Origin of the sequence: Streptomyces sp. NBC_01478 (genome assembly GCF_036227225.1) — a bacterium.
Lineage (GTDB): Bacteria > Actinomycetota > Actinomycetes > Streptomycetales > Streptomycetaceae > Streptomyces.
In genome coordinates, this window is sequence record NZ_CP109444.1 from 8,983,873 (window position 1) to 9,008,592 (window position 24,720).

General features: G+C 70.2%; 22 protein-coding genes. 9 read left to right on the forward strand and 13 right to left on the reverse strand.

Annotated features, from left to right (window positions below):
- Positions 1-3: 3 nt before the first annotated feature.
- Both OG223_RS40265 and OG223_RS40270 read right to left on the reverse strand, forming a co-directional pair.
- Positions 4-963, reverse strand: coding sequence for an ABC transporter permease (locus OG223_RS40265; protein WP_329259900.1), 960 nt, complete (start codon positions 961-963; stop codon positions 4-6).
- 3 nt (positions 964-966) lie between these two features.
- The gene (locus OG223_RS40270) at positions 967-2,724 is read right to left on the reverse strand and encodes a peptide ABC transporter substrate-binding protein (protein ID WP_329259904.1); all 1,758 of its coding nucleotides are present in this window, start codon (positions 2,722-2,724) and stop codon (positions 967-969) included.
- Between the two features lie 180 nt (positions 2,725-2,904).
- On the opposite strand from OG223_RS40270, the gene OG223_RS40275 reads away from it, so the two are divergent.
- Positions 2,905-4,104: an ROK family transcriptional regulator gene (locus OG223_RS40275; RefSeq protein ID WP_329259907.1), complete on the forward strand. Its 1,200-nt coding sequence runs from the start codon at positions 2,905-2,907 to the stop codon at positions 4,102-4,104.
- 98 nt (positions 4,105-4,202) lie between these two features.
- Positions 4,203-5,711, forward strand: a complete 1,509-nt coding sequence (locus tag OG223_RS40280) for a M81 family metallopeptidase (protein WP_329259910.1) — start codon at positions 4,203-4,205, stop codon at positions 5,709-5,711.
- On the opposite strand, the gene OG223_RS40285 is transcribed toward OG223_RS40280, so the two are convergent.
- The 6 genes from OG223_RS40285 to OG223_RS40310 form a co-directional block, all read right to left on the reverse strand.
- Positions 5,692-6,309 (reverse strand): GTP-binding protein, encoded by a 618-nt coding sequence (locus OG223_RS40285; RefSeq protein WP_329259914.1) that lies wholly within the window; start codon positions 6,307-6,309, stop codon positions 5,692-5,694. The genes OG223_RS40280 and OG223_RS40285 overlap by 20 nt on opposite strands.
- A complete protein-coding gene (locus OG223_RS40290; protein ID WP_043687677.1) occupies positions 6,296-6,655 on the reverse strand; it encodes a DUF742 domain-containing protein in 360 nt (119 codons plus the stop codon). The genes OG223_RS40285 and OG223_RS40290 overlap by 14 nt, the downstream gene beginning before the upstream one ends.
- A 1-nt stretch (position 6,656) precedes the next feature.
- Complete coding sequence (locus OG223_RS40295) at positions 6,657-7,088, reverse strand: roadblock/LC7 domain-containing protein (RefSeq protein ID WP_266773724.1); 432 nt, start codon at positions 7,086-7,088, stop codon at positions 6,657-6,659.
- An 11-nt stretch (positions 7,089-7,099) separates the two neighbouring features.
- A complete protein-coding gene (locus OG223_RS40300; RefSeq protein ID WP_329259919.1) occupies positions 7,100-9,484 on the reverse strand; it encodes a sensor histidine kinase in 2,385 nt (794 codons plus the stop codon).
- Positions 9,485-9,523: 39 nt separating this feature from the next.
- Positions 9,524-10,537 (reverse strand): substrate-binding domain-containing protein, encoded by a 1,014-nt coding sequence (locus tag OG223_RS40305; protein WP_329259922.1) that lies wholly within the window; start codon positions 10,535-10,537, stop codon positions 9,524-9,526.
- Positions 10,538-10,762: 225 nt separating this feature from the next.
- Positions 10,763-11,566: an SAM-dependent methyltransferase gene (locus OG223_RS40310; protein WP_329259925.1), complete on the reverse strand. Its 804-nt coding sequence runs from the start codon at positions 11,564-11,566 to the stop codon at positions 10,763-10,765.
- Positions 11,567-11,675: 109 nt separating this feature from the next.
- On the opposite strand from OG223_RS40310, the gene OG223_RS40315 reads away from it, so the two are divergent.
- Complete coding sequence (locus OG223_RS40315) at positions 11,676-13,115, forward strand: MFS transporter (protein ID WP_329259930.1); 1,440 nt, start codon at positions 11,676-11,678, stop codon at positions 13,113-13,115.
- Positions 13,116-13,185: 70 nt separating this feature from the next.
- Here OG223_RS40315 and OG223_RS40320 read toward each other — a convergent pair whose 3' ends face one another.
- A complete protein-coding gene (locus OG223_RS40320) occupies positions 13,186-14,205 on the reverse strand; it encodes an Lrp/AsnC family transcriptional regulator (RefSeq protein ID WP_329259933.1) in 1,020 nt (339 codons plus the stop codon).
- A gap of 16 nt (positions 14,206-14,221) precedes the next feature.
- Entirely contained in the window at positions 14,222-14,677 is a 456-nt protein-coding gene (locus OG223_RS40325) for a tellurite resistance TerB family protein (RefSeq protein ID WP_019062789.1), read from the reverse strand.
- Positions 14,678-14,820: 143 nt separating this feature from the next.
- Here OG223_RS40325 and OG223_RS40330 point away from each other — a divergent pair, with 143 nt between their 5' ends.
- From OG223_RS40330 to tatA, 3 genes are read left to right on the forward strand one after another with little or no spacing between them, the layout of a single operon-like run.
- Entirely contained in the window at positions 14,821-15,177 is a 357-nt protein-coding gene (locus OG223_RS40330) for an ArsR/SmtB family transcription factor (protein WP_329259936.1), read from the forward strand.
- Positions 15,167-17,644, forward strand: coding sequence for a magnesium-translocating P-type ATPase (gene mgtA / locus OG223_RS40335; protein ID WP_329259938.1), 2,478 nt, complete (start codon positions 15,167-15,169; stop codon positions 17,642-17,644). Before OG223_RS40330 ends, mgtA begins: the two co-directional genes overlap by 11 nt.
- A 35-nt stretch (positions 17,645-17,679) precedes the next feature.
- Positions 17,680-17,937 carry a Sec-independent protein translocase subunit TatA gene (gene tatA / locus OG223_RS40340; protein WP_329259941.1) on the forward strand — a complete coding sequence of 86 codons (258 nt, stop codon included), beginning with the start codon at positions 17,680-17,682 and terminating at the stop codon, positions 17,935-17,937.
- Positions 17,938-17,986: 49 nt separating this feature from the next.
- Here tatA and OG223_RS40345 read toward each other — a convergent pair whose 3' ends face one another.
- Both OG223_RS40345 and OG223_RS40350 read right to left on the reverse strand, forming a co-directional pair.
- Entirely contained in the window at positions 17,987-18,427 is a 441-nt protein-coding gene (locus OG223_RS40345; protein WP_329259944.1) for a DUF6114 domain-containing protein, read from the reverse strand.
- On the reverse strand, positions 18,427-19,110 hold the full coding sequence (locus OG223_RS40350) for a DUF6230 family protein (protein ID WP_329259946.1): 684 nt from the start codon (positions 19,108-19,110) through the stop codon (positions 18,427-18,429). Before OG223_RS40350 ends, OG223_RS40345 begins: the two co-directional genes overlap by 1 nt.
- 694 nt (positions 19,111-19,804) lie before the next feature.
- Between OG223_RS40350 and OG223_RS40355 the strand changes: the two genes are divergently transcribed.
- Complete coding sequence (locus OG223_RS40355) at positions 19,805-20,455, forward strand: Tat pathway signal sequence domain protein (RefSeq protein WP_329259949.1); 651 nt, start codon at positions 19,805-19,807, stop codon at positions 20,453-20,455.
- A 54-nt stretch (positions 20,456-20,509) separates the two neighbouring features.
- On the opposite strand, the gene OG223_RS40360 is transcribed toward OG223_RS40355, so the two are convergent.
- Positions 20,510-21,454: a lytic polysaccharide monooxygenase auxiliary activity family 9 protein gene (locus OG223_RS40360; protein WP_329259951.1), complete on the reverse strand. Its 945-nt coding sequence runs from the start codon at positions 21,452-21,454 to the stop codon at positions 20,510-20,512.
- Positions 21,455-21,802: 348 nt separating this feature from the next.
- On the opposite strand from OG223_RS40360, the gene OG223_RS40365 reads away from it, so the two are divergent.
- Both OG223_RS40365 and OG223_RS40370 read left to right on the forward strand, forming a co-directional pair.
- Positions 21,803-23,620 carry a S8 family peptidase gene (locus OG223_RS40365; protein WP_329259953.1) on the forward strand — a complete coding sequence of 606 codons (1,818 nt, stop codon included), beginning with the start codon at positions 21,803-21,805 and terminating at the stop codon, positions 23,618-23,620.
- Positions 23,621-23,937: 317 nt separating this feature from the next.
- The gene (locus tag OG223_RS40370) at positions 23,938-24,588 is read left to right on the forward strand and encodes a ScbR family autoregulator-binding transcription factor (protein WP_329259956.1); all 651 of its coding nucleotides are present in this window, start codon (positions 23,938-23,940) and stop codon (positions 24,586-24,588) included.
- Positions 24,589-24,720: the final 132 nt, after the last annotated feature.

Here is a 24,720-nt window from a genome sequence, read left to right on the forward strand (position 1 = left end):
CACTCACGCCAGACCCCCCTTGACCCGAGGATCGACAACCCGCTGCACGACATCCGCAAGCAGCGTCCCCACCACAGTCGCCACAGAGATCACCAACACACACCCCAACAGCACCGGATAGTCCGACGACTGAGCCGCACTCCAGAACAACAGCCCCATCCCCGGGTAGTTGAAGAGCTGCTCGACAACCAGCGCCCCACCGAACAACACCGGCACGTAATACCCGAGCATCGCGATCACCGGCGTCAACGAGTTCCGGAACACGTGTTTGAAGAGGATCGCCCCCTGCCGTGAACCCCCCGCCCGAGCCGTCCGCACATAGTCCTCGGAAAGGTTCTCCAAGGTCGCGGCCCGCATGTACCGACTGAACACGGCGACCATGGAAGCCGCCCCGGTCACCACAGGCAGCACCAACGCAACGGGATCGGCGAAGACTTGAGCCACCGTGTCCCCCTGCGGCGCCTGCGACGGAAACCACCGCAACACCTGCGTGAACACCAGCACCAGCACAAGTCCCAGGAAGTACACGGGAGTCGAGTACGCCACGAAGCTCAGCGTCGTGATGACGTAGTCGGCCGGCTTGTTCCGCCGCACCGCCTGCCACATGCCCAACGGAAGGGCGAGCAACAGCCCGACAACCGCCGACAGCACGGTCAACACCAGTGTCTTCGGCAGCCGTTGCTCGATGAGCTGCGACACCGCCTCGTTCAGGGTGTACGACGTGCCGAGGTCCCCGTGCACCAACTGCCGCAGGTAGTACAGGTACTGCACGGGCAACGGCCGGTCGAGCCCCTGGTCGTGGTTGAACAGCGTGATCTGCTGGGGTGTGGCCTGCGGCCCGAGGATCCCGCGTGCGGGACCCCCTGGCAGCGCGTGCAGCAGACCGAACACCACGACCGTCACGATGAGGATCACGACCAGCGCCTGCGCGATCCGCCGGGTCAGGTACAGGAGGGTGTCCATGCCTCAGCTCGTCCACTTCCACTGCGCCGGGTGGAAGTTGGCGAGCGGGTCCTGCGAGAAGCCGCCGAGGCCGTTCTTGACGACGGAGATCTGATAGTCCGGCTCGGGCAGCCAGATCACCGGCAGATCCTTGGCGAGCGCCGCGCTGTACTCCTGGATCGCCTGGGTCGAACTCGACGTCGTGGACGCGGAGATGAGCTTGTCGACGTCGGCGTTCGAGTAGTTGCCGAAGTTCGCGCCGCCCTTGGACTGGAACAGGGAGTCGCCGGTCGGGAAGGCCGGGAAGTACCAACTGCCCGCCGTGCCGAAGTAGGAGAGCTGCCACTTGCAGATCGACTGCGAGGCCGTGCACTGCGGGGTCTGCGACAGCACGGAGTTGACCGGCGCGGTCTTGATGGAGAACTTGATGCCGGTCTTCGCGAGCGAGGACTGGATCGCGCTCATCATGTTGTCGGTCACCGTCGAACCGGACTGCGACAGCACCTGCATCTGGAACTTCGTCCCCTTGGCGACCCCTGCACCGCACTGGGCGGCCCCGGTGCCCGGGCTCGTGCAGGTCATGACCCCGCCCTGCTCGCTCCAACCATGGCTGCTGAGCAGGGACTTGGCGGCCGAGGTCGAGAACGGATACGGGTCGCTCTTCTGCGTGGCCGACAGGAACGACGAGCTCTGCGCCTGCGGAATCGGCCCGTACCCGGGCACCGCCGTCCCGTTGAAGATGACCCGCGCCAGACCGGCCTGGTCGATGGACCGCTGGACGGCCTGCCGGGCGTAGAGCTGCTTGAACACGGCACCCATGGAAGGGTTGTTGAAGTTGTACGGCATGTAGGTGATCGCCCAGCCCGACCACGGCTTCACCGTGTAGCCCTGCGCGGTGAAACTGTCTTTCTGGTCGAGGTCGGTCGCCTCGATGTAGCCGTAGTCGACGCTCCCCGAGCGCAGCGCGTTCTTCTCCGCGTCGGCCGTCGTGAACGGCAGGAGGTTCACGGTGGGGATGCCGGCCTTCTCGCCGCCGTCGTACTTCGAGTTGGCGGCCAGGACGACCTTGCCGGCGGTGGAGAAGGACTTCACGGTGTACGGGCCGCTGATGGTCTTCCACAGGGCGTTCGTCGCGTAACCGCTGATGTTCTTCGCCGCGTTGTTGAGGTACGTCCAGTCCTGCTCGGCGTCCCCGGCCTTGTCCCACGCGTGCTGGGGGAGCGGGTTGATCAGGCTCAACTCGTTGGCCAGCATCCACTGCGGGTTGTACGCCTTGTCGAAGGTGATCGTGAAGTGGCGGGCGTCCACGGTCTTGAAGGACGACCAGTTGTCCGGCGCCTTGCCCGGGTTGTAGCCCGCCCACTGCGCCTTGTTCGCCTTGATGAGGTCGAACCAGAACTTCACGTCGGCGGAGGTGACCGGCTTCCCGTCGCTCCAGTGCCGCTCGCCGAGGGTGATCGTGACGCTCTTGTTGTCGGCCGCGAAGTCGGCGGCGGTCGCCACCGAGCCCTTCTTGTTCCAGCCCATGCTGCCGGTCGAGCCGTCGTAGGCGATGAGCGGTTCCCACAGCGCGTTCGAGATGGATTTGTTGTTGGTGTTGAGGTGGGCCGCGGTGCCGATCGGCAGGATCCAGTTCGGGGTGAAGTTCGCGGGCAGCGCGTAGTCGATCGCGTCGTGGGACCCGGACGACGACGTACCGCTCGACCCGGAACAGCCCGCGAGCAGCAGCGAGGCCGTGGTCAGAGAGGCACCGGCGAGGAGTCTCTTGCGGACAGGGGACATGGTTCTCCTCGGAAAAAGAGGGGCGGAGGCGGGAGTGAGGACAGTCAACGACCCCTGGTGTCGAAGAAACAGGCGTGCCGCTGTAAAAAGCCTGTTTCTGCTGTTCTGAAAAAAGCGGGAAGGCCGTTCGAGTGGCTTACGCTCATCGCCACGATCGCCGATCCGGAAGTAACTTCCCCTGTGGCTGAAAAAAGTGCGCACCGCCGAAAAGGCGCCTCGGGCGTCTCCTCACTGGCCGAGCACGTCCTCGAACTCCTCGCCTCCGGGCAGGCCGCCACCCGCACCGACCTCGCCGAACTGCTCGGCGCCGCGCCCTCGACGATCTCCCTCGCCGTGGGCCAACTGGTGTCCCTGGGCCTGGTCGCCGAGCACGGCACCCGCTCCTCGACCGGCGGCCGGCCGCGCAAGGTGCTGCGGCTGGGCGGCAGCGACGGCTTCGCGGTCGCGGCCGAACTCGGCGGCAAACACGCACACGTGGGCGTGGTCCTGCCCGGCGGCGGACTCACCGACGTCTCGACCGTGCCCTTCCCCACGGCGGACGGCCCCGAGGCCGCGCTGCCCGGCCTCGCCGAGACGCTCACCGCACTCGCCGACCGGCACGGCCGGGAACGGCTGCGGGGCGTGGGCCTGTGCCTGCCCGGCCCGGTCGACATCGCCTCCGGGTTCGTCACGCTGCCCGCCCGGATGCCCGGCTGGAACAGGTTCCCCATCCGCGACTGGCTCGCCGAACGCTTCGAGGTACCGGCCGCCGTCGAGAACGACGCCAACTGCATGGCCGTAGGCGAACACACCGTCCAGCCCGCCGAACGACGCCAGTCGATCATGGTCAAGGTGGGCACCGGGATCGGCGCCGGCGTCATCGCCGACGGCCGCCTCTACCGCGGCGGCACCGGCGCCGCCGGCGAGATCACCCACGTCCGCGTGGAGGCCGCCCAGGACACCCCCTGCTCCTGCGGCAACACCGGCTGCCTGGAGACGGTCGCCTCCGGCGCGGCCCTGGTCCGCATTCTCCGCGGCCACGGCTTGGACGTGACGACCACGGAGGACGTCGTACGCCTGGCCACCGACGCCCACCCCGAGGCAACCCGAGCGGTCCGCCAGGCCGGCCGCTACCTGGGCCAGGTCCTCGCAGCCAACGTCAACTTCTTCAACCCCGACGCCGTCTACCTCGGCGGCATCCTCTCCACCCTGGAACCCTTCGTGGCAGCAGTCCGCAGCCAGCTCTACGAGGGCTGCCACCCCCTGGTCACAGAACACCTGGCGATCGAACGGGCGAGCCTGGGCGCGGATGCGGGCCTGGTGGGTGCGGGCCAGTTCGCCCTGCAACGGGCTCTGGCCCAGGCGCTCCAAACGGTCACTGACAAACCGGGGACGCGATAGGTCTTTCAGGGGCGCGGGGCTGTGTCGATATGCGGCTCCGCCGCGTGAGCGCGACCAGCCACGACGAATCCGCAGACAACACACAACCTGGAGCCCCCTTGCCTTCATCTCGCCCCACCATCGCCATCGCAGGCCTGGGCATCGAATCCTCGACCTTCTCCCCGGCCCGCACAGAAGCCCCGGCCTTCCACCCCCAACGAGGCCCCGAAGTCCTCACCCGCTACCCCTTCCTGGCCCCCGGCACCCCCCTCCGAGAGTCCGCCGACTGGCAAGGCGCCCTGGTCGGCAAGGCACTCCCCGGCGGCACAGTCACGGCCACCGCATTCACCGCACTCTCCGACGAACTCATCGACCGCCTGAGGGAGTTGGGTCCCTTGGACGGCCTCTGGTACGACATCCACGGCGCGATGACAGTAGAGGGCATCGACGACGCCGAGGCCCAACTCCTCACCCGCATCCGGGAAACCATCGGCCCGGACACCCTGGTGTCCACCTCCATGGACCTGCACGGCAACGTCTCCCGCGAACTGGTCCACGCCGGCGACCTGATCACCTGCTACCGCATGGCCCCGCACGAGGACGCCATGGACACAAAGGAACGCGCCGCCCGCAACCTCGTAGCCCTCCTGACCAGTGGAGCTCCCCGCCCGGTCAAGGCCTGGATCCCGGTCCCGGTACTCCTCGCAGGCGAACAGACCTCCACCCGCATCGAACCGGCGAAGAGCGTCTACGCGGCCGTAGAAGAAGTAGAAGCAACCGAAGGAGTCACCGACGCGGCGATCTGGGTCGGCTACGCGTGGGCCGACGAGCCCCGCAACCGGGCCGCGATCGTCGTCACCGGCCCTTCCGCCCCCCAAGTCACCGCAGGTGCCGAACAGTTGGCGCGCGGCTTCTGGGACGCCCGGCACGACTTCGCGTTCGTCGCCCCGACCGGCACCCTGACCGAGTGCCTCGACGAGGCCCTCGCCTCCACCACCCGCCCGTACTTCATCAGCGACACCGGCGACAACCCGACCGCCGGCGGCGCGGGCGACGTCACCTGGGGACTCCAACAGGTCCTGGAACGCCCGGAGTTCAAGGACCAGGACGGCCCGACGGTCATCTACGCGTCCCTGCCCGGACCGGCCGCCGTAGCGACAGCGGAGCGCGCCGGTGTCGGCGCCACCGTGACGGTCACAGCGGGCGCCGAGGTCGACGACCGCCACGCGCCCCCGCTCACCCTCACCGGTGTGGTCCACTCCGTCCGGCACGGCGACCGGGACGCCGAGACCGAAGTGGTCCTCAGGGTCGGCAGCGTGCACGTGATCCTCACCCGGCTGCGCAAGCCGTACCACCACGAACACGACTTCACCGACCTGGAGTTGGACCCGCGCTCCGCCGACCTCGTGCTCGTCAAGATCGGCTATCTCGAACCCGAACTCTTCGCCATGGCCGCCGACTGGAAGATGGCCCTCACCCCGGGCGGAGTCGACCAGGACCTGGTCCGGCTCGGCCATCACCGCATCCGGCGGCCGATGTTCCCCTTCGACCGGGACATGCCCGACCCGGACCTCACCGCCCGGGTCATCGCCCCCTCGGACGAGCCGCTCACCGGGGCGGACGAGTGAGCTTGCCGCCCCCGCCGTCCTCGATGGCCGCCTCGATCAACTGGTCCAGCAGCGCGATCAGTACGTTCCGGCACGAGTCGCGCTCCCGCGCGTCGCACAGCAGCACCCGCACGTCCTCCGGGAGCGCCAGCGCCTCGCGCACCGCCTCCGCGGGGTACGGGTGTTCGCCGTAGAAGCCGTTCACACCCACCACGAACGGGATGCCCCGGCGCTCGAAGAAGTCGACGGCCGCGAAGCTGGACTTCGGGCGGCGGACGTCGATCAGGACGACCGCGCCGAGCGCGCCGAGCGCCAGGTCGTTCCACATGAACCAGAAGCGCTGCTGGCCCGGGGTGCCGAACAGGTACAGCACCAGGTCCTGGCCGATGGTGATGCGGCCGAAGTCCAGGGCCACGGTGGTGGCCCGCTTCTCCTCGATGCCGTCGAGGTCGTCGACGGCGAGGCCCGCCACGGTCAGCGGTTCCTCGGTGCGCAGCGGCGCGATCTCGCTCACCGAACCGACCATGGTGGTCTTGCCGACGCCGAAGCCCCCCGCGATCAGGATCTTGACCGTCTCGGGCGGCGCGGGTGCCGGAGCGATGGTGTCAGAGCCGGCCAAGGCCCTCCCTCACTTTCTGCAGCAGGTCCATGTCCGGGCTGGTACGGGAGACCGGGTGCGGCGGACGGGCCGTGATCAGACCCGCCTCCAGCAGATCGCAGAGCATGATCACTACCACGCTCACCGGAAGGTCGACAAGGGCCGCGACCTCCGCCACCGCCAGCGGCTCGGCGCACAGCCGCAGGATGCGGGACTGCTCCGGCTGTGGCCGGGGCGCCCGCGCGGGCGCCGGTTCGACCGCGGTCACCGTGGTGATGAGGGTGAAATCGGCGCGGCTGGGCCGGGTTCTGCCACCGGTCAGCGTGAACGGCCGTACGAGCCGTCCCGCCGCGTCGCCACCGCTCACCTCACTCGCCGGAGCCGGCCGCGGGGCCGACGCCCGCCCGGGGTGCGGCGCTGAGATGCTCGCCTATCTTCTTCACCAGCATGTTCATCTGGTACGCCACGACCCCGACGTCCGCGCCCGGACCGGTCAGGACGACGAGATGGGCGCCGGGGCCCGCCGAGGTGAGGATCAGATAGCTGTTCGCCATCTCGATGAGCGCCTGGCGCACCGGGCCGCCGCGGAAGTCCATGCTGACCCCCTTGCTGAGGCTCATCAGCCCGGACGCGGTGGCCGCGAGCCGCTCGGCGTCGTCGCGCAGGAACCCGGTGGACTTGCTGACGACCAGGCCGTCCTCGGACAGCACGACGGCCTGGTTCACCTCGGCCACCCGGTCCACGAGTCCGGTGAGCAACTGGTCGAGTTGGGTGTGCGTGGCGGGGACGGGTCGTGTCATGGCGGAGTCCTTCATGAGCGGTCGGCGGGCGGATTGGGGGAGGCTGCTGCTTCCTCCCGGTCGTACTGCGACGGCGCGTCGTCGTCGATGGCGTCCCGCGCCTGGAACGTGCCACGCTGGAACCCGGCCAGCGAGGATGCCGCGCGTTCCGCGGTGAAGTCTTCCAGCTCCGTGTCCTCCTCGACGGGGGCGGCCTCCTCCCGCAACTCACTGGCCAGACTGGTCTGCGGCACCCGCCGCGGCAACGGGGTCAGCCCACCGAGCCCGGCCGAGACGGACTCGGGCTCGGGGGACCGCGCCGGGGGGACGACGGGGCGGACCTCGGAATCGGGGCTCGACGTCTCAACTGCCCGATCGGCCAGGGCGGTTGCCGCCCGGGCCGCGGTCCTCCCCGCTACGACGGCCTCGTCGTCGGTGTCCTTCGCGGCACCCGACAGGGACTCCTCGGGCGCCTCGGGTACGACGATGTCGTGCGGGATCAGCACGATCGCGGTCGTGCCGCCGTACGGCGAGGAGCGCAGGGTCACCGCGATGCCGTGCCGGATGGCGAGCCGGGCGATCACGAACATGCCGAGCCGCAGGTCGTCGGCGAGGGCGACCACGTCGAACTGCGGGGCCACCGCGAGCTGTTCGTTGAGCGAGGCGTAGTCCTCCTCGGACATGCCGAGCCCGCGGTCCTCGACCTCGATCACGAGGCCCTTGGCGACCATCGCGGCCCGTACCCCGACGGGGCTGGGCGCGGGGGAGTACACGGTCGCGTTGTCGATCAGCTCGGCCAGCAGGTGGATCACGTCCGCGACCGCGGGCGGCGCCAGGCACACCTGCTCCTCGGTGTGCACCTCCACCCGCTGGTATTCGGCGACCTCGCCGACGGCGCTGCGCAGGATGTCGATCAGCGCGACCGGCTCGGTCCAACTGCGGCGCGGCTGCTCACCGCTGATGACGACGAGGTTCTCCTCGTAGCGGCGCAACTGGCTCGCCGTGGAGTCCAGTTCGTACAGACCGCGCAGCACCTCGGGGTCGTCGTGCCGGCGCTCCAGTTGGTCGAGCTTGGTGAGCTGGAGGTTGACCAGGTTCTGGCTCTGCCGGGCGATGCCGAGGATGACCTTCTGGAAACCCCGCCGGGTGTCGGCGAGTTCGACCGCGGTGTGCACGGCGGTGCGCTGCGCGGTGTTGAACGCCTGGGCCACCTGGCCGAGTTCGTCGTCGCCGTAGTCCAGGGGCGGGGTCGCCGACTCCACGTCGATCTTCTCGCCCCGGTTCAACCGGGCGACCACGTCCGGCAGTCGGTCCTCGGCGAGGCTCAGGGTGGCCATCTTCAGGCCGCGCAGCCGGCGGGACAGCGAGCGGGTGATCCGCCAGGACATGACGACGCACAGCAGCAGGGCGCCGAGTCCGCCCGCGCTCAGCGAGGCGGCCGTCACCAGCAGGCTGTGCGCCTTGTCGGAGCTGCGGTCGAGCAGCCCCGCCGTCTGCTGCCGGATCAACACCTCGTACTCGGCGGCGACTTGGGTCAGTGCCGCGTTCCACTGCTTCTGCTCGTCGGGCAGGACGATCCGGCCGGCCGAGCCGTTGTCCGCCTCCGCCTTGCCCGCCGTACCGGCCGTGAGCACCGCGTCCTCCGTGGACTCCAGGGTGCTCCACTCGACGCTCTGCAGAATGTGCTCGATCCGCGTCTTGGTGGCGCCCTGGAACCCGGTGGCGATCTGGTCCTCGACCAGCCAGCGCCGGGCGTGCACCAGCTCGGCGAACTGCTCCCACGCCGCGTTGTCGACGTGCCCGGAGGGCCAGGCCAGCGTCAACTGCGCGTCCTCCTGGGAGACCAGCTCCGCCCCGTGCTCCAGCGCGACCAGCGGCTCGGCCTGCGAGGTGAGGTCGCCGTCGTCGACCTGGGACAGCTCCTGGAACGCCTGGATCTGGTCGTCGATGATCGAGGTGTACTGGTCCAGCACCTGCTGGGCCGTGATGTCGGTGGGCTTGTCCACCTGGCTGCGGTAGTACTCCAGACTGTCCACCGACGCGACGACCGAGTACATCCGGTCCCGGACACGGGTGGGCGCCTTCTTGATCGCGCCGGACTGGCCCACGAGTTGGGCCACCGCCTTGTCCGTCGCCGCGCGCTGGGCCTGCAACGCGGCCTGCGAGCCGTGCGGATTCGCCATCCACGCCGCCGAGAGACTGCGCTCCTTCTGGAGCGCGAGCGCGGTCTCGGTGCCCATGGCGCCGGTCGACCTGCTCAACTCCGTCTGCGAGCGCAGCCGGAGCCCCTCCGCGAACATCTGGGTCGTCGTCAGGCCCCACATGGCGGCCAGCGTGATGCTGGGGACCAGGGCGAGCAGGATCAGGGAAAGACGTATGGAACCGACGCGGCGCCGGGCACCTGTCCGTGGAGACATCGTGGTCGTCCTCGCTACATCCTCGTACGAAGTGTCCGGTCAGCGCGTTCCGTTGGCCGCGAACTTCGCGACCGCGCCGACGTTCGTCTTCGTCACGAACGCCGGGCCGGTGAGCACGGGAGCCGCCCCGCCGCCACTGATGTTGCCGTTGGTCTTGTACAGCCACAACGAGTCCACGGCCAGATAACCCTGTAGATACGGTTGTTGGTCGACCGCGAACTGTACGGCCCCGCTCTGCACGGCCTTGACCAGGTCCTGGTTGAGGTCGAACGTCGCGACCTTGGCCTTGCTGCCTGCCGCCTTCACGGACTTGACCGCGGCCAGGGCGAAATCGGCGCCCAGCATGACCACTTCGTCGATGCTGGGGTCCTGCTTGAGCCGGTCCGTGACACCCGCGGACACGGCGTCCATGTCGGTGCCGTCCACATAGAGGTTGTCGGTCTCGCCGGAGAACGTCTTCTTCACGCCCGCACAGCGCGCCTCCAGGGCGACATTGCCCCGCTCGTGGATCACGCACAGGGCGTGCTTGGCCTTGAACGCGTCCAGTTTCTCGCCGACGGCGCGGCCCGTCACACTCTCGTCCTGCCCGAAGAACTCCAGGATGCCGTCCGACTGCCAGGAGTCGATACCGGAGTTGAGGCCGACCACCGGAATGTCCGAGGCCTTGGCCTGGGCGATCGGCGCCTTCATCGCGTCCGGCTTGGCGAGCGTCAGCGCGATGCCGTCGACCCCGTCCCGGATCGCGTCCCGCACGAGCTTCGCCTGCCCCGTGGCGTCCGGGTCGCTCGCGTACGTCAGCTCGACACCGTCCTTGGCCGCGGCGGCCTCGGCGCCCTTCTGCACCAACAGCCAGAAGGCGTCGCCCTTGCTCGCGTGGGTGACCAGCGCGACCTTGAGCCGACCCTTTCCGACGGCACCGGCCGTGTCCGTACCGGAGCCGGAACCCCCGGTCCCGGAGCAGCCGGAGAGCAGCAGGGAGCCCGCCACGGCGAGGGTGAGCGCCGTGCCGCGTATGAGACGGAAGGGGGCGTGAGGTGAAGGAGGAGTGGTCATGGGGGGTGCGGCACCTCGCTGTGCGGCCGAGCTTGGGGACGGGGAGAGTTCGCCCGGGGCCGTATGAGGTGCGCCCGCCGGGAGTCTCCCGTTGGCTCGGAGCAAACCGTGTGTGACCGCTGGTAGTCAAGTGAGCAGCGACATGGCGTGAGTTGTTGCTGCCGCATTGTGATCATCTCGACGTCGTACGGAAGTCCATGGGATGAAGCGCGCGAGAATCGGTGGTTACGGCTTCCGGGCCACCGCCCCGTACATCGCGATGTCCGCGTCCCTGATCGGTTCGGTGTCCGTCCCGTCCGGACGCCACTTGTGCACCTGGACGATACCGGGCCCGACGAGTTCGAGCCCCGCGAAGAACTCCTCGGCTTCCGGATAGGTACGCAATCGCATCGGCATCCCGCGGGCCGCGTACTCACGGGCGACCCGGCCCACCTCGTCCGGCGCGAACTCGGCCGTACCGATGGACATCGCCAAGTAGCTGCCGGAGGGCAGGGGTTCGAGGAGCCGGCGCACGATGCCCACGGCGTCGTCCGCGTCCAGCACGAAGTGCACGATCGCGATCACCGTCAGCGCGACCGGCTCACCGGCGTCCAGCGTCCCGCGGAACTCCGGCGCGCGCAGGATCGCCGCCGGGTCCAGCATGTCCGCCTCGACGTACGCGGTCCGGCCCTCGGGCGTGCTGTCCAACAGGCCCTGGGACAGGGCGAGTACGAGCGGGTCGTTGTCCACGTAGACCACCCGCGCGGCCGGTGCCGTCGCCTGCGCGATCTCGTGGATGTTCGGCGAGGTCGGGATGCCGCTGCCGATGTCGAGGAACTGCCGTATGCCCGCCTCACCGGCGAGATACCGCACGGCCCGGTTCATGAAGTCGCGGTTGGCCCGCATGTGCACCGGCATGGCGGGCCACTCCCGGACCATCGCGTCACCGGCCTCCCGGTCGGCGGGGTAGTTGTCCGTGCCGCCCAGGATGTAGTCGTAGATCCGGGCGGAGTGGGCGCTGTCGGTGTCGACGGGGCTGTGCTCGGGCAACGTGGGCTCCTTGTGTGAGATTTCGCCGTCAGGGGGCCTTGGCTGGAAGAAATCCTCGATCCCGGGGACCTGGCTGGGAAGGGCACCCCCGCGATTCCACGCTTCGGCCATGAGACAACTCCGCACGCTCCCAAGGCCGTTCACTCCCGACGGGTCCTACCCACGGCGATGGTCGGCACTCGTCGCCCTGCTCCTGGCCGAGGCGATGAACCTGCTGGACGCGACGGTCGTCCAGGTGGCCGCGCCCGCGATCCACGCCGAGCTGGGCGGGGCGGCGTCCGACATCCAGTGGTTCACGACCGCGTACACCCTGCCGTTCGCCGTGCTGCTGATCACCGGTGGCCGACTGGGCGACATCGCGGGCCGGCGAAAGCTGTTCGTGCTGGGTGTCACCGGATTCACCCTCGCGTCCCTCGCCTGCGCGCTGGCCCCGGGGGTGGGGTTCCTGATCGTGTTCCGCGCCGTACAGGGAGCGTCGGCGGCCCTGGTGATCCCGCAGACCATCGGGCTGATCAAAGCGATGTTCAGCGGCGACGAGATGTCGCGGGCCCTGGGCGCCATCGGTCCCGTGATGGGTCTCGCCGCGGTCTGCGGCCCGGTGCTCGGCGGTGTCCTCACGCACGCCGACCTGTTCGGCTCCTCCTGGCGCGCGGTGTTCCTGGTCAATGTCCCGCTCGCCCTCGTCGTCCTCGCCCTGTCGCCCCGACTGCCGGAGGACCGCGCCCCGAACCGCCCGACCCTCGACATCACCGGCACCCTGCTGGCCACGGCCGGGACCGGACTTCTGGTCCACCCGCTGATCGGGGCGGACATCTCCCGCCTGTCCGGCCGGAGTTGGGCCGCGGTGGCCTCGGGCCTGCTGATCCTCGCCGCCTTCGCCCTGCACCAGCGCCGGGTGGCCGCCACCGGACGCAGCCCTCTGCTGGAGCCGAGCCTGTTCGCCCGACGGGCCTTCCCCGCCGCCCTCGTGGCCTCCACGGCCTTCTTCGCGGCGACCACCGGACTCATGACGGTCGTCGTGCTCCAACTCCAACTCGGGCTGGGAGCAGGGGTGTTGAAAGCCGGCCTGACGCTGGCGCCCTGGTCGGTCGGGCTGGCGGTCTCGTCCTGGGCGGCCGGCGCGCATCTCGTCCGGCGCTACGGACACCGGGTGATGCTCGTCGGCCTGGGCGTGCTGCTCACCGGCACGGTGGGCGCGATCCTCGCCTACGGCCGTACGGTCCCGGGCGCCTACCCGGTCCGGCTGCTCCCCGCGCTCGCCGTGGTCGGGCTCGGCGCCGGTCTCTTCACCCCGGCGTTCTTCACCCAGGCGCTCGAGCCGCTCCGGGCCCAGGAGTCGGGCTCGGCGGCGGGGTTGCTGAACGCCGTGCAGCAGCTCGGGGCGACCCTGGGGGTGGCGATCCTCGGCAGCGTGTATCTGGCGGGCGCGGGGGCCGGAACAGGGGATGCCCAGGGGTCGCTGCACGCGGTGCGGATCGCGTTCTGGGGTGCGGTGGGGCTGGTGGGGGTGAGCGTCGGGGCGAGTTGCGCGATGGGGCGCGAGACGTGAGGGGCGCGCCCCGGGGCGGCACCGGTCCACGGCTCGCTCATCCCCGGGGCGGCACCCCTCCACGGCCTGTTCATCCCCGCCGCCGCTCCCGCTCGCCCACCCGGCTCGGCAGGCCCGTCAGGGAAGGGCTCGCCGCCTTGAGGTTGCGCAGGACCGGGCTGGTCTCCAGGGCGCGGACGGCGGTCAGGGTGCCGAGGCGGCGGGTGAGATAGCGGTGGAGGTCGGCCGGGTCGCGGCACAGGGCCTGGGCGACCAGGTTCGTGGGGCCGGTGGTCGCGGCGACGAAGGCCAGTTCGTCGTGACCGGACAGGGCCGTGGCGACCCGGTCCAGCTCCGCCGGCCGCACCGACATCCACAACAGCGCCCGGGTGTTGACCCCGTACAGACCGGCGTCGACCTCGACGTCGAAGAACAGCGCACCCCCCGCCCGCAGATCGGCAAGCCGCCGCGCCACCGTCGACGGCGACCAGCCCGTCACCCGCGCCAGCTCACCCTGCGGTGCCCGTCCGTCCCGCTCCAGCGCCGCCAGCAACTCCGCGTCCCCGGGCCCTGGTCGACGCGGCAGACCCGCACCGCCGGGGTGCGCCCGCTCCCGCAGGACGCCCTGCTGCTCCGCGTCGAGCGCGTCCGCGCTGCGCCGCCAGTTCGTCGAGCCGCCCAGATACATGTGCAGCAGACAGTGCGCGGACACCGCCGTGATGCCACCGGTGCGCGGAATGTCGTGCAGGAGAAGGGAGTTGGCGCCCGAGCCGTCGGTGGGGGCGTGCACGATCGCGACGATCTCGGTGCCGCCGGAGGCGAGTTTCACCCAGGACGTGTCCGGCCGCCGTACCAGAGCACGGGCGATGTCCTGCGCCGAGCGCGCGGCCGTCGTCAGTCGGACCAGCCACTGCGTACGGCCCGCCTGGTGCGGGTCCGTGAGACCCACGACGCGCAGCGCCGCCTCCGCGCGCAGCCGGGCATAGCGCCGGGCGACGGTCTGGGCCGAGACGTCCAGGACCGCGGCGATCCGGTTGAAGGGCGCCCGGCCGTCGATGTGCAGGGCGTGCACCAGGCCGCGGTCCAGGTCGTCCAGCGTGCCCCCGGTCATACGGTCCGAAGGCCGGTCAGAGGTCGAACTCGTGCGGCGGCAGGTCGAGGGAGAAGCACGCCTCGCGGACCACGGCCTGCTCGGTCTTGTCGAAGTCGCCGTCCGCGCCGCCGATCACGATGCCGATCTGGATCACGGCACGCGCCTCGGCGGGCTTCTTCTTCGCCTTGGCGATCTCCTGGAGCACGCTGACCTTGCCGAAGGCGAAGTCGGCGGTCAGCTTGTTCAGGTTCTCGTCGAAACGGCGCTGGAGGTCCATCGCGTCGAAGTTCTGCAGCACCTCGTTGCTCGCGATGAGCTGGGCGACGCGCTGCCGCTCCGACGGGTCGACCGTGCCGTCGGCGGCGGCCACGAGCGCGCACATCGCCATGCTCGCGTCGCGGAACGCGCCGCTCTTGAGGTCGTTCTTCTTCGCCACGAGCTGGGTCTGCATCGTCGACGCGGACTCCTTGAAACGGTCCCAGAGGGCCATGCGAACTCCATGCGTAGTAGTCGTGCGTATACGAAATCGTGGCCGCAGCACCGTGGAAACTCCCCGGACCGGGGAGAAGTTCCGGCCGCCTAGACTGGTGCGGTTCGTACGAACGGAACGGCCGGGGACGGGAGGCGAGGACGGTGGGGACAGCCGGCAACGGCTTCGACGACCCGTCCGCCGACGTGCTCGCGGACGCCGCCGCGGCCTTCGGGCTGCTGGCCTCGCCCGCCCGGCTGCACATCGTGTGGGCGCTGGCCCAGGGCGAGAGCGATGTCACCGGGCTCGCGGAGCGGGTCGGCGGCGCGCTGCCCGCGGTCAGCCAGCACCTCACCAAACTGAAGCTCGCGGGCCTGGTCCGCTCCCGCCGCGAGGGCCGCCGCCAGGTGTACTTCGTCGACGACCCCGACGTGGTCGACGTCGTCCGGCTCGCGGTCACCCGCATCGGCGCCCGCGCCGACCGGACCGGCCTGCCCGCCCCCCGTCTCCGTGGCCTCTGACACCGCCGACCACCGGCACACCCCGCTCCAGGTGCTACGGCACCTGGACACCGGCCCGCGCGGACTGACCGACCCGGAGGCCGCGGTACGGCTCGCGGCGACCGGCGAGAACACGGTTCCCCGCCGCCGTACGCCCTCCTGGCCCCGCCTCTTCCTGCGCAGTCTGCGCGACCCCTTCACCGCCGTACTGCTCGGTCTCGGCCTGGTCTCGGCGCTCGTCGCCTCCTGGGGCACCGCCGCGGTGATCCTCGCGCTGGTCGCGGTGAGCTGTGTGCTGCGCGCGAGCGGGGAACACCGGGCCGACCGCTCCCTGCACGGCCTGCGCGAGCTGGTCGGCTCGACCGCCTGCGTGCTGCGCCGCACGGACGAGGGGGCGCCGGTACGGGCCCGGGAGACACCGGTCGCCGAGCTGGTGCCGGGCGATGTGGTCCGGCTCGGGCCCGGCGACCTCGTCCCCGCGGACGTACGACTGCTGCGCGCGACCGGGCTGACCGTGCACCAGGCCGCACTCACCGGCGAGTCCGCGCCGGTCGCCAAGGCCGCCGTGGAGCTGCCCGGGGCGGCGGACGAAGGGCCGTTCGCGCAGCCGCAGTTGTGCTTCCAGGGCAGCGGTGTCGTCTCGGGCAGCGCCACGGCGGTCGTGCTGGCGACGGGGGCACGGACCCGGTTCGCGGCCGTGCGGGAAGGGCCGGTGCGGCGGGAGGCGAGCGCGTTCGACCGGTCCGTGCACGGCATCTCCTGGGTGCTGATCCGGTTCATGCTGCTCACGCCCCCGCTGGTCCTCATGGCCAACGCGGCGCTGCGCGGCCGGGGGCTGGCGACGCTGCCGTTCGCCGTCGCGGTGGCGGTCGGGCTGACCCCCGAGATGCTCCCGGTGATCGTCACGACCTGCCTCGCGCGCGGGGCCGCGCTGCTCTCGCGTACGCACGGCGTCGTCGTCAGACGGCTGCCCGCGCTGCACGACCTGGGTGCCGTGGACGTGCTCTGCCTCGACAAGACCGGCACGCTCACCCAGGACCGCCCGGTCGTGGAACGCGCCCTCGGCCCCGACGGCCGCGACGACCCGGACGTCCTGGACCTGGCCGCCGCAGCCGCCTGGTGGACCCTCCAACTCGCCGAGGCACCCACGCCGGACGCCCTCGACGAGGCGCTGCTGGCGGCGGCGGGACCGGTGGGGGAGGAGTACGACGGGGTCGGTGCCGTGCCCTTCGATCCGGTACGGCGGCTCGCCACGGCGGTGGTGCGCGGCGCGGTCCTCGGCACGCACACGCTGATCGTGAAGGGCGCGGTGGAGGACGTACTGGAGCGGTGTGTGCTGGACGGGGGTGAGCGCGACCGGCTGCTGGGGCTGGCCGAGCGGGAGGCGGGGTCCGGGCTGCGACTCCTGGCGGTCGCCACCGCCGAACGTCCCGCACGCGCGCGTGACTACGGCCCGGCCGATGAACGGGGCCTGGTCTTCCGGGGGTTGGTGACGTTCCACGACGCCCTGAACCCGGACGCTCCGGAGGCGTTGCGCGCGCTGCTCGACCTGGGCATCGGCGTGCGGATCCTCACGGGCGACCATCCGGCCACGGCGGCGCGGGTGTGCCGGGAGCTGGGGCTGGCGCCGGGGGAGGTGCGGGTCTCCGCCCGCCGCACTCCCCAGGACAAGGCCCGCGCGGTCGCCGCCCTGCGCGCGGCCGGACACACCGTCGGCTTCCTCGGGGACGGTCTCAACGACGTGCCCGCGCTGCGCGCCGCCGACGTCGGTATCGCACCGCGAGCCGCCGTGGACGTGGCGCGGGAGGCCGCCGACGTCGTGCTGGCCGGCAAGGACCTCGCCGCGATCCGGCACGCGGTCACGGCCGGGCGGCACAGCGGCGCGAACATCGCCTCGTATCTGCGGATCACGCTCTCCTCGAACCTCGGCAACGTCATCGCGATGCTCGCCGCCGGTCTGCTGCTGCCCTTCCTGCCGATGCTCCCGGCGCAGGTGCTCGCCCAGAACCTGTGCTTCGACGCGGCCCAACTGGCCTTCGCCTACGACCGTCCCGGCGCGGAGGCGCTGCGCCGCCCGACGGCGCTGCGGCCGCGGGCGTTCCTCCGCTGCATCGCGGGGTTCGGGGTGCTGAACGCGGTCGCGGACCTGGCGACGTTCGCGGTGCTGGCACTGGCGCTGCGCGGTCCCGACGCCGTGGACGACGAGGTGTTGTTCCACTCGGCCTGGTTCACGGAGAACCTGCTCACCCAGGCACTGGTGATGCTGCTCCTGCGAACCAGGGGCGGTACACCGGGTCCGGTGGGGCGAGCCGCCGCCGCGCTCGCCGCCGTAGGAGCCCTGCTGCCCCTGAGCCCGCTGGGCGCGCCGCTGGGCATGACCGGCCTGGCGGTCCCTTACTACGTCCTCCTGGCAGCCGTGCTCGGTCTGTATGCCCTGGCCCTGAGGGGTCTGCGCTCCACCTCTGGGTTGTACAGTTGCGCAACATAGCAACTGTCGTGTGACGGAAGAGGGAGGGCGAGGCCGTGCTCCGCAACGGACTGGAACCTTGGCACCTGCTGGTCGTGGCGATCGTCGTCATCCTGCTGTTCGGCTCGAAGAAACTCCCGGAGGCCGCGCGCGGACTGGGCAAGTCCATGCGCATCCTCAAGAGCGAGGCGAAGGCGATGAAGGAGGAGGACGCCGTGGCGACCCCGGCATCGGTACGGCCGACCACGGCCTACGCCGAGGCGGAGCCGTCCCCGGTGACCACGTCCACGGAGCCGCCCGCGACCGCGCACTGAGCCCACCGACACGTCGGGCCCCGGCGGTCGCCGGGGCCCGGGGGACGGGTCAGGACTGGGGCTGGAGGGACTCCGTGGTCTTCTTCGCCTCGCGCTTGCGGCGGCGGCGCTCCGAGCGCGGCTCCTGGTCGGGCAGCCAGCCGAACGTCATGCAGCTTCCCACGATGCCCAGCAGCAGCCCGATGAAGAAGCCGCCGAGGTTCGAGGTGACCCAGCTCCCGAGGGAGCAGAGGATCCCGACGATCGAGTAGAACAGCCGCTGGCCCGGGCTGAAGAGGACCAGCAGTCCGCACAGCATCATCATCACGGGGAGCAGGTAGCCGCTCAGGCCCTGCATCCCGATGTGCATCGCGACCTTCAGCGACACCTTCTCCGTGAGCAGGATCTCCGCCCCGCCCAGGGTGAGCAACAGCCCGCCCCAGAACGGACGGCGGGCCCGCCAGCGCCGGAAGGCGGGCCCGTTCCCCTGCGGTGGCAGGTTCTCCGACATCAGCAACCCGAGTCGCTGAAGCTGAGCTTGAGGCCCGGCAGCTTGAACACACCCGCCGTGGTGGCGTAGTTGGTCTGCCGCAGGTTGTCGATGTGCACGGTGTCGGACTGCTGGCTGAAGACGCCCGGCTTGCCCTGCACGCCCGCCTTGGTCAGCTTGCTGGCGTCGTTGCCGATCTCGATGTTGCCGAAGGTCGCGTCACCCGACAGTTGCGTCGAGTCCGTGGTCAGATCGGTCGCCGTCACCTTCGTCGCGCCGCTGCCCGCCTTGATGAGCAGGTTGATGCCGCCGAGGTCGACGCTCTGGCAGAGGCTGTCGAGCGTCGCGGTCTTGATGGCGGAGGTCATGACCAGCACCTGCCCACCGGTGTCACCCTCGTTCGGGCTGTTCTTGATCATGTTGTCGAGGTCGCCGAACTGCTCGAAGCCCTGGCCGTCGAGCGACTTGGCGGTGACCGTGAACGGCATGCCCGAGATCTCGAACTGCACCCCCAGGGCACCCTGCGCGGTGAGCACCGCGAGGGCCGCGGCGGCCAGTGTGGCCGGCACCGCCATGATCGCGGCACGGCGCAGCCGGACCTGACCGCGTCTTTCGGGCCCCTCGGCGGTCGCGGGTACGGAACCGCTTTCCGGCTGCTCAGGGGTGTTTCCGTTGGACGGGTTGGCGTCCGAGGGTGAAGCCATGTCTGCTCCCATGTGCTGCTCTGGTTCAACGCGAGTCGGTATCGAAGTGGCGCGTTGTCCTGGCGCGGACAGCGAGTGCGGCGCAGCCCTCCTCGCAACTCCCGGCGGATGCAAGGGCTTTCAGGTTACGCAGCAGTAGCCGTCGAGGAAGTTACCGGGGGTTACATTCGAGGGTCAAGGGAGTTGTGAAAAAAGAGTGTTGGTCATGCGCCACCTGTGAGGCAAGGCCTTCCCGCACTTCAGCAAAGCCTCGACTTGTACATCAACTTGCCCTCGATCTCTTGACGTTGACGGACACTCAGGTCTACAACTCTCCCTTGTTTGCCGGATCCGTGGCGCCGGATCCGCCGCGCGGCACGAGCCGCGTTCCCGGACTTCCCTTTCCACAGGGGCACTTCACCGCCCCCAGAGTCCGAACCCTCCGCGGCCCGGCACGGCCGCTTCCCCCCTGGCCCGTGCCGTCCGCTCCACCGCCCGGCCCGGCCGGAGACCCCCAACCCCCGCGGGCCTCCGGCCGGTCACCGGCCGGCCGCCGCCCCGGCCCGTCACGTACGGAGAAGGCGTGACGGGCCGGCGGCGGTGAACTCGCGCGCCTCAAGCCGCAGTTGACCCACCCTCGGAAGACCCCCAAGTTCCCCCACCCCCCAAGAACCCCCCGGTTCGACCCTCCATCTCGAAGAAGAGGTACACCCGCATGCGCACTCGCACCGTCCTCACCCTCGTCGGCTCCGTCGCCGCGCTCACCCTCCCCTTCATCGCCCCGGCGTCGGCGGCCGACACCGTGCTCACCACCGGCAGCCTCGGCGGCACGGCTGTCGCCGTCGGCGATGTGCTGACCGCGCCCCTGGCCACCGGCACCAGCGCCACCCTGTACTCCAGCGCGACCGGCACCAGCGGCATCAAGTGCACGACGTCGCAGTTCACGGCGACCGTCACCGACAACCCGACCGCGCCGGGCACCGCCACCGAGTCCGTCTCCGGGCAGAGCTTCGACAGCAGCAGCTGCACGAGCAACGTCCTCGGCGTCACCGGTGTCACCAGCATCACGGTCGACAACCTGCCGTACACCACCGCGGCCGTCTCGGACGGCACCCTGACCGTCACCCCGGCCAGCGGCTCCACCATCCAGACCACGGTCAAGCTGACCACCCTGCTGGGCAGCATCACCTGCGTCTACCAGGCGCCCAGCCTGACCGGCACGTCCAACAACACCGACACCAGCATCAACTTCACCAGCCAGGCCTTCACCAAGACCTCCGGCTCGTCCCTGTGCTTCAGCGCGGGCTACTTCACCGCGAAGTACGCCCCGGTGACGGACAACGGCGCGGCGGTCTACACCAACTAAGGCCGGTCTTCACCGACTTAGGAGCACAGCAAGTAGGGCCTGTACGCGTCGAGTTCAGCGTCGACGCAGTCGCAGGGCCAGGGCGGCGCCCCCGGTGAGCACCAGCACCGCGGCGGCGCCGCCCGCCATCATGGGCGCCGAAGGGCCGCCCGAACCGGCGTCGGTGTCGGACGCCACCGGACTGCTGCCCGGCGCGGTGCTCTCCCCGGCGGGGGACGCCTTCTGTGCCGTGGCGGATGCCGGGGCCTTGGCCGAACTGCTCGCGGCAGCGGGGGACTTGGCCGCGGACGACGACGGGCTCGCCGTCTTCCCCTTCGAACCGGCCGTCCCTGTCGTGGGCGTCGGCGAAGCGGCGCCGCCGCCGGGGAACACGACGTCCGAGCACGAGTAATAGGTGTCCTCGCTACTGCTGTTCTGCCAGATGGTGTAGATCAGTTGGCGCCCGGTGCGGCCCGTCGGCAGCGTCGCCTTGATGCGGTACGCGCCGCCGGTCAGCGGCGGGTCCTTCACCTCGGCGAACGGCTGCGTCGCCAGCTCGGACCAGATGAGCGGCTTCGCCGGGTCGTAACCGGCCTTCGTCAGATACAACTTGAACGTGCCGGCGTGCGCGATCGTCGACGCGTACGTCATCGTCAGCTTCGCCCCGGGAGTCAGCCGCGTCGACGGCCAGTCGGTACGGGCGAGGTCGAGCCCCTTGTAGTCGGCCAGACCACCGCTGCACAGCTTCCCGTCGGGGATCAACTGCCGGTCCCGCCCGTTGATGTCGGGGACCCGGAGGTTGTCCCAGTAGGTGAAGGGCGCTCCGTTCGCCGCCACGGCCGCCTTGCAGGCCGCCGACCCGGCCGCGCTGCCGCCCTGCGGCGAGCAGGCGTACACCCGGCTGACCGGATACGTCGGCGCCCCGTGCGCCTGCGCCGGACCCGCCGCCCAGACGGTGAGCAGCAGCGGGGCCATGGCGGCGGCCGCCATGGCAGTGCGATGTGCGGTCATCCGGGACATCCGGAACGTCTCCTCGGCCGGCGCGGCAACGGTCTGTTCGTGCAATACGGGAACCAGGCCCGGCGCGTTCAGTCCGTCCTCTTCGGCCGTTCCCTCGCCGCGAATAGGGAGGTATCCGGTCAACTCCCCAATACCTAGGGGTGATTTCCGGCCTGATCGAGGGTTTCCCCCGTATCCGTATGACCTTCTCTTTGCCTATCGTTTGGCCACAGGTGACCCACAGGCAACCCCTGTCGAGGCAACCGCCCGCGCCCGGCGCTCTCTGGATCGACCCCCCGCCGCTTCGACGACGAAGCGAATCGACCGCCGCTCCGCGCTGCTTGGAGTTCGGCCACGAAAGGCAAGCCCTTGCGCACTCCCACGGCATTCCCCACCGGACGGACCCTGATATCCGTCGCCGCGGTCTCCGCGGCCCTTCTCGCCACGGCCGCCACCTCGGTCGCCGTCGCCCAGGAACCCCCCGTCCAGGCCACCGCACCGGCCCTCGCCGGGCAGACCGAGGCCGCCCCCGGCACCCTCGCCGAGCGACTCATCGTCGGTTACAAGTCCGGTGCGGCGGAGGCGAGTTCGAACCGGGCCGCCGAGGCCGACGCCACCGCCAAGGGCGAGGAGACCGGCGAGAGCGTCGACTTCCAGCGCCGCCTCGGCACCGGCGCCGCCCTCGTCGGCCTCGGCGACGCGCACAGCACGACCGAAGTCGCCGACGTCATCGCCGAGTTCAAGGCCGACCCGCAGGTCTCCTACGTCGTACCGGACCGGCTGAACACCCCGCAGGCCGACCCGAACGACACCGAGTACGCCAAGCAGTGGGACCTCTTCGAGTCCACGGCCGGCATGAACGTGCCCGCCGCGTGGCCGACTTCGACCGGCAGCGGTGTCACCGTCGCGGTCATCGACACCGGCTACGTCACCCACTCCGACCTCGCCGCGAACATCGTCGCCGGCTACGACTTCATCACCGACACCGCCGTCTCGGTCGACGGCGACGGCCGCGACAGCAACCCGGCCGACCCCGGCGACTACTACGCGGCGAACGAGTGCGGCACGGGCATCGGGGCGAGCAACTCCTCCTGGCACGGCACGCATGTGGCCGGCACCATCGCCGCCGTCACCAACAACAGCAAGGGCATCGCGGGCATCGCCTACGGCGCGAAGATCTCTCCGCTGCGCGTCCTCGGCAAGTGCGGCGGCTACGACTCCGACATCATCGACGCCATCACCTGGGCGTCCGGCGGCACCGTCTCCGGCGTCCCCGCCAACGGCAACATCGCCAAGGTCATCAACATGAGCCTGGGCGGCGACGGCGCCTGCACCTCGGCCACCCAGAGCGCGATCACCGCCGCGGTGAACCGCGGCACCACGGTCGTCGTGGCCGCCGGCAACGACAACGACAACGTCGCCAACCACTCGCCGGGCAACTGCGCGAACGTCATCTCGGTCGCGGCCACCAACCGCGCCGGCGCCAAGGCGTCCTACTCCAACTACGGTTCCGGCGTGGACATTTCGGCTCCCGGCGGCCAGACCAGCACCGGCACCGCCAACGGCATCTACTCCACGCTGAACTCCGGCACCAAGACGCCGTCCACCGAGTCGTACGCCTACTACCAGGGCACCAGCATGGCCACCCCGCACATCGCGGGCCTGGTCGCGCTCATGAAGTCGGCGAACTCCTCGCTCACCCCGGCCCAGATCGAGTCGGCCATCAAGACCAACGCCCGTGCCCTGCCCGGCAGTTGCTCCGGCGGCTGCGGCGCGGGACTCGCGGACGCGGCCAAGACCGTCCAGGCCGTGAGCAGCAGCGGCGGCGGTACGACGACGGGGGCGACCTTCTCCAGCACCGCCGCCGTGGCCGTTCCCGACGCGGGCTCGGCCGTGGAGTCCTCGATCGCCGTCAGCGGCCGCACCGGCAACGCGCCTTCGGCCCTCCAGGTCGGCGTCGACATCACCCACACCTACCGTGGCGACCTCGTCCTCGACCTGGTGGCGCCGGACGGTTCGACGTACCGCCTCAAGGCCGCGAGCACCTCGGACTCCGCCGACGACGTCAAGACCACCTACACGGTGGACGCGTCCGGTGAGACCGCCAACGGCACCTGGAAGCTGCGCGTCCAGGACACCGCCGCGCAGGACACCGGGACCCTCAACAGTTGGACGCTCACCTTCTGACAACACGCCTGGTGGTACAGGAGATTCACAGAAACAGACCGACTGACCCGTAAGTGGTGGGGTGCTCTCAGGGGTGCCCGGCCGGGTCGGTCGGTCTTCTGCGTGGCCGGTAACCGGCGTTGACACGTGCCACAGACACTGAAAGTGGTCAAGAGTCGGGGTGGGGGTGACACAGGGATGCAAGTGATGGGAACGTGAGGGGTGTTGGCAGTCTTGGGGTGCAAAGTCGGCACCGTCGCACGGTGAGCTACTGTCTACAGGGGGTAATAAAAAACGGCATGGGCCGTTGTTTTTCCTTCACGGGAGTATGTCAGTCGATGGTGAGGCAGCTACGGGCCGAGCAGACCCGCACAACGATCATCACGGCCGCCGCCGAGCTGTTCGACCGGCAGGGCTATGAATCCACCAGCCTGAGCGACATCGTCGATCACGCCCAAGTCACCAAAGGCGCCCTGTACTTCCACTTCGCGGCCAAGGAGGACCTGGCCCACACCATCCTGGAGCTGCAGGCCAAGGCCTCGCGCCAGATCTCCAAGGAGATGGACAACAGGGGCTACTCCTCACTGGAGACGTTGATACGTGTCACGTTCGCCATGACACGACTGGCCGTCGAGGGCCCCATCCCGCGCGCCGGACTCCGGCTCGCCGCAGGGGAGATAGAGGTACGGCCCCCGATGCCGCACCCCTTCACCGAGTGGCTGGACATCGCCTCCCGCAAACTCACGGGCGCGGTCGCGGAAGCCGACGCACACCCCGACATCGACGTCGACGCCGTCGCCCACACCCTCGTCGGCCTCTTCGTCGGCATCCGCGTCCTGGGCCGCACCCTCGAACCGGTCGCCCTCCAACCCCGCCGAACGGCCGAGATGTGGCACCTGGTGATTCGCGGCCTGGTCCCCGTGCCCCGCCGCGCCCGGTATCTCAGCCTTGCCGCGCGGTTGGAGCGGGAGATCGAGGTGGGGGGTTGACCGGGGGGTGCGTGGGGGTGGGTTGAACGGCGGGTACGGCGAGGCCGGCTGACCGCTGGGTGGAGAAGGCGGTTGACTTGCCGGTGCGTCGAGGTCGACCGGCTCGCTCGGGAGGTCGAGGGCGGCTGACCT

Coding starts and splice junctions, on each gene's coding strand:
- OG223_RS40360 (WP_329259951.1), bottom strand. CDS start 21,454: ATGTCCCGGATGACCGCACATCGCACTGCCATGGCGGCCGCCGCCATG.
- OG223_RS40370 (WP_329259956.1), top strand. CDS start 23,938: ATGGTGAGGCAGCTACGGGCCGAGCAGACCCGCACAACGATCATCACG.
- OG223_RS40265 (WP_329259900.1), bottom strand. CDS start 963: ATGGACACCCTCCTGTACCTGACCCGGCGGATCGCGCAGGCGCTGGTC.
- OG223_RS40315 (WP_329259930.1), top strand. CDS start 11,676: ATGAGACAACTCCGCACGCTCCCAAGGCCGTTCACTCCCGACGGGTCC.
- OG223_RS40295 (WP_266773724.1), bottom strand. CDS start 7,088: ATGACACGACCCGTCCCCGCCACGCACACCCAACTCGACCAGTTGCTC.
- OG223_RS40345 (WP_329259944.1), bottom strand. CDS start 18,427: ATGTCGGAGAACCTGCCACCGCAGGGGAACGGGCCCGCCTTCCGGCGC.
- OG223_RS40355 (WP_329259949.1), top strand. CDS start 19,805: ATGCGCACTCGCACCGTCCTCACCCTCGTCGGCTCCGTCGCCGCGCTC.
- OG223_RS40300 (WP_329259919.1), bottom strand. CDS start 9,484: ATGTCTCCACGGACAGGTGCCCGGCGCCGCGTCGGTTCCATACGTCTT.
- OG223_RS40305 (WP_329259922.1), bottom strand. CDS start 10,537: ATGACCACTCCTCCTTCACCTCACGCCCCCTTCCGTCTCATACGCGGC.
- OG223_RS40350 (WP_329259946.1), bottom strand. CDS start 19,110: ATGGCTTCACCCTCGGACGCCAACCCGTCCAACGGAAACACCCCTGAG.
- OG223_RS40325 (WP_019062789.1), bottom strand. CDS start 14,677: ATGGCCCTCTGGGACCGTTTCAAGGAGTCCGCGTCGACGATGCAGACC.
- OG223_RS40320 (WP_329259933.1), bottom strand. CDS start 14,205: ATGACCGGGGGCACGCTGGACGACCTGGACCGCGGCCTGGTGCACGCC.
- OG223_RS40270 (WP_329259904.1), bottom strand. CDS start 2,724: ATGTCCCCTGTCCGCAAGAGACTCCTCGCCGGTGCCTCTCTGACCACG.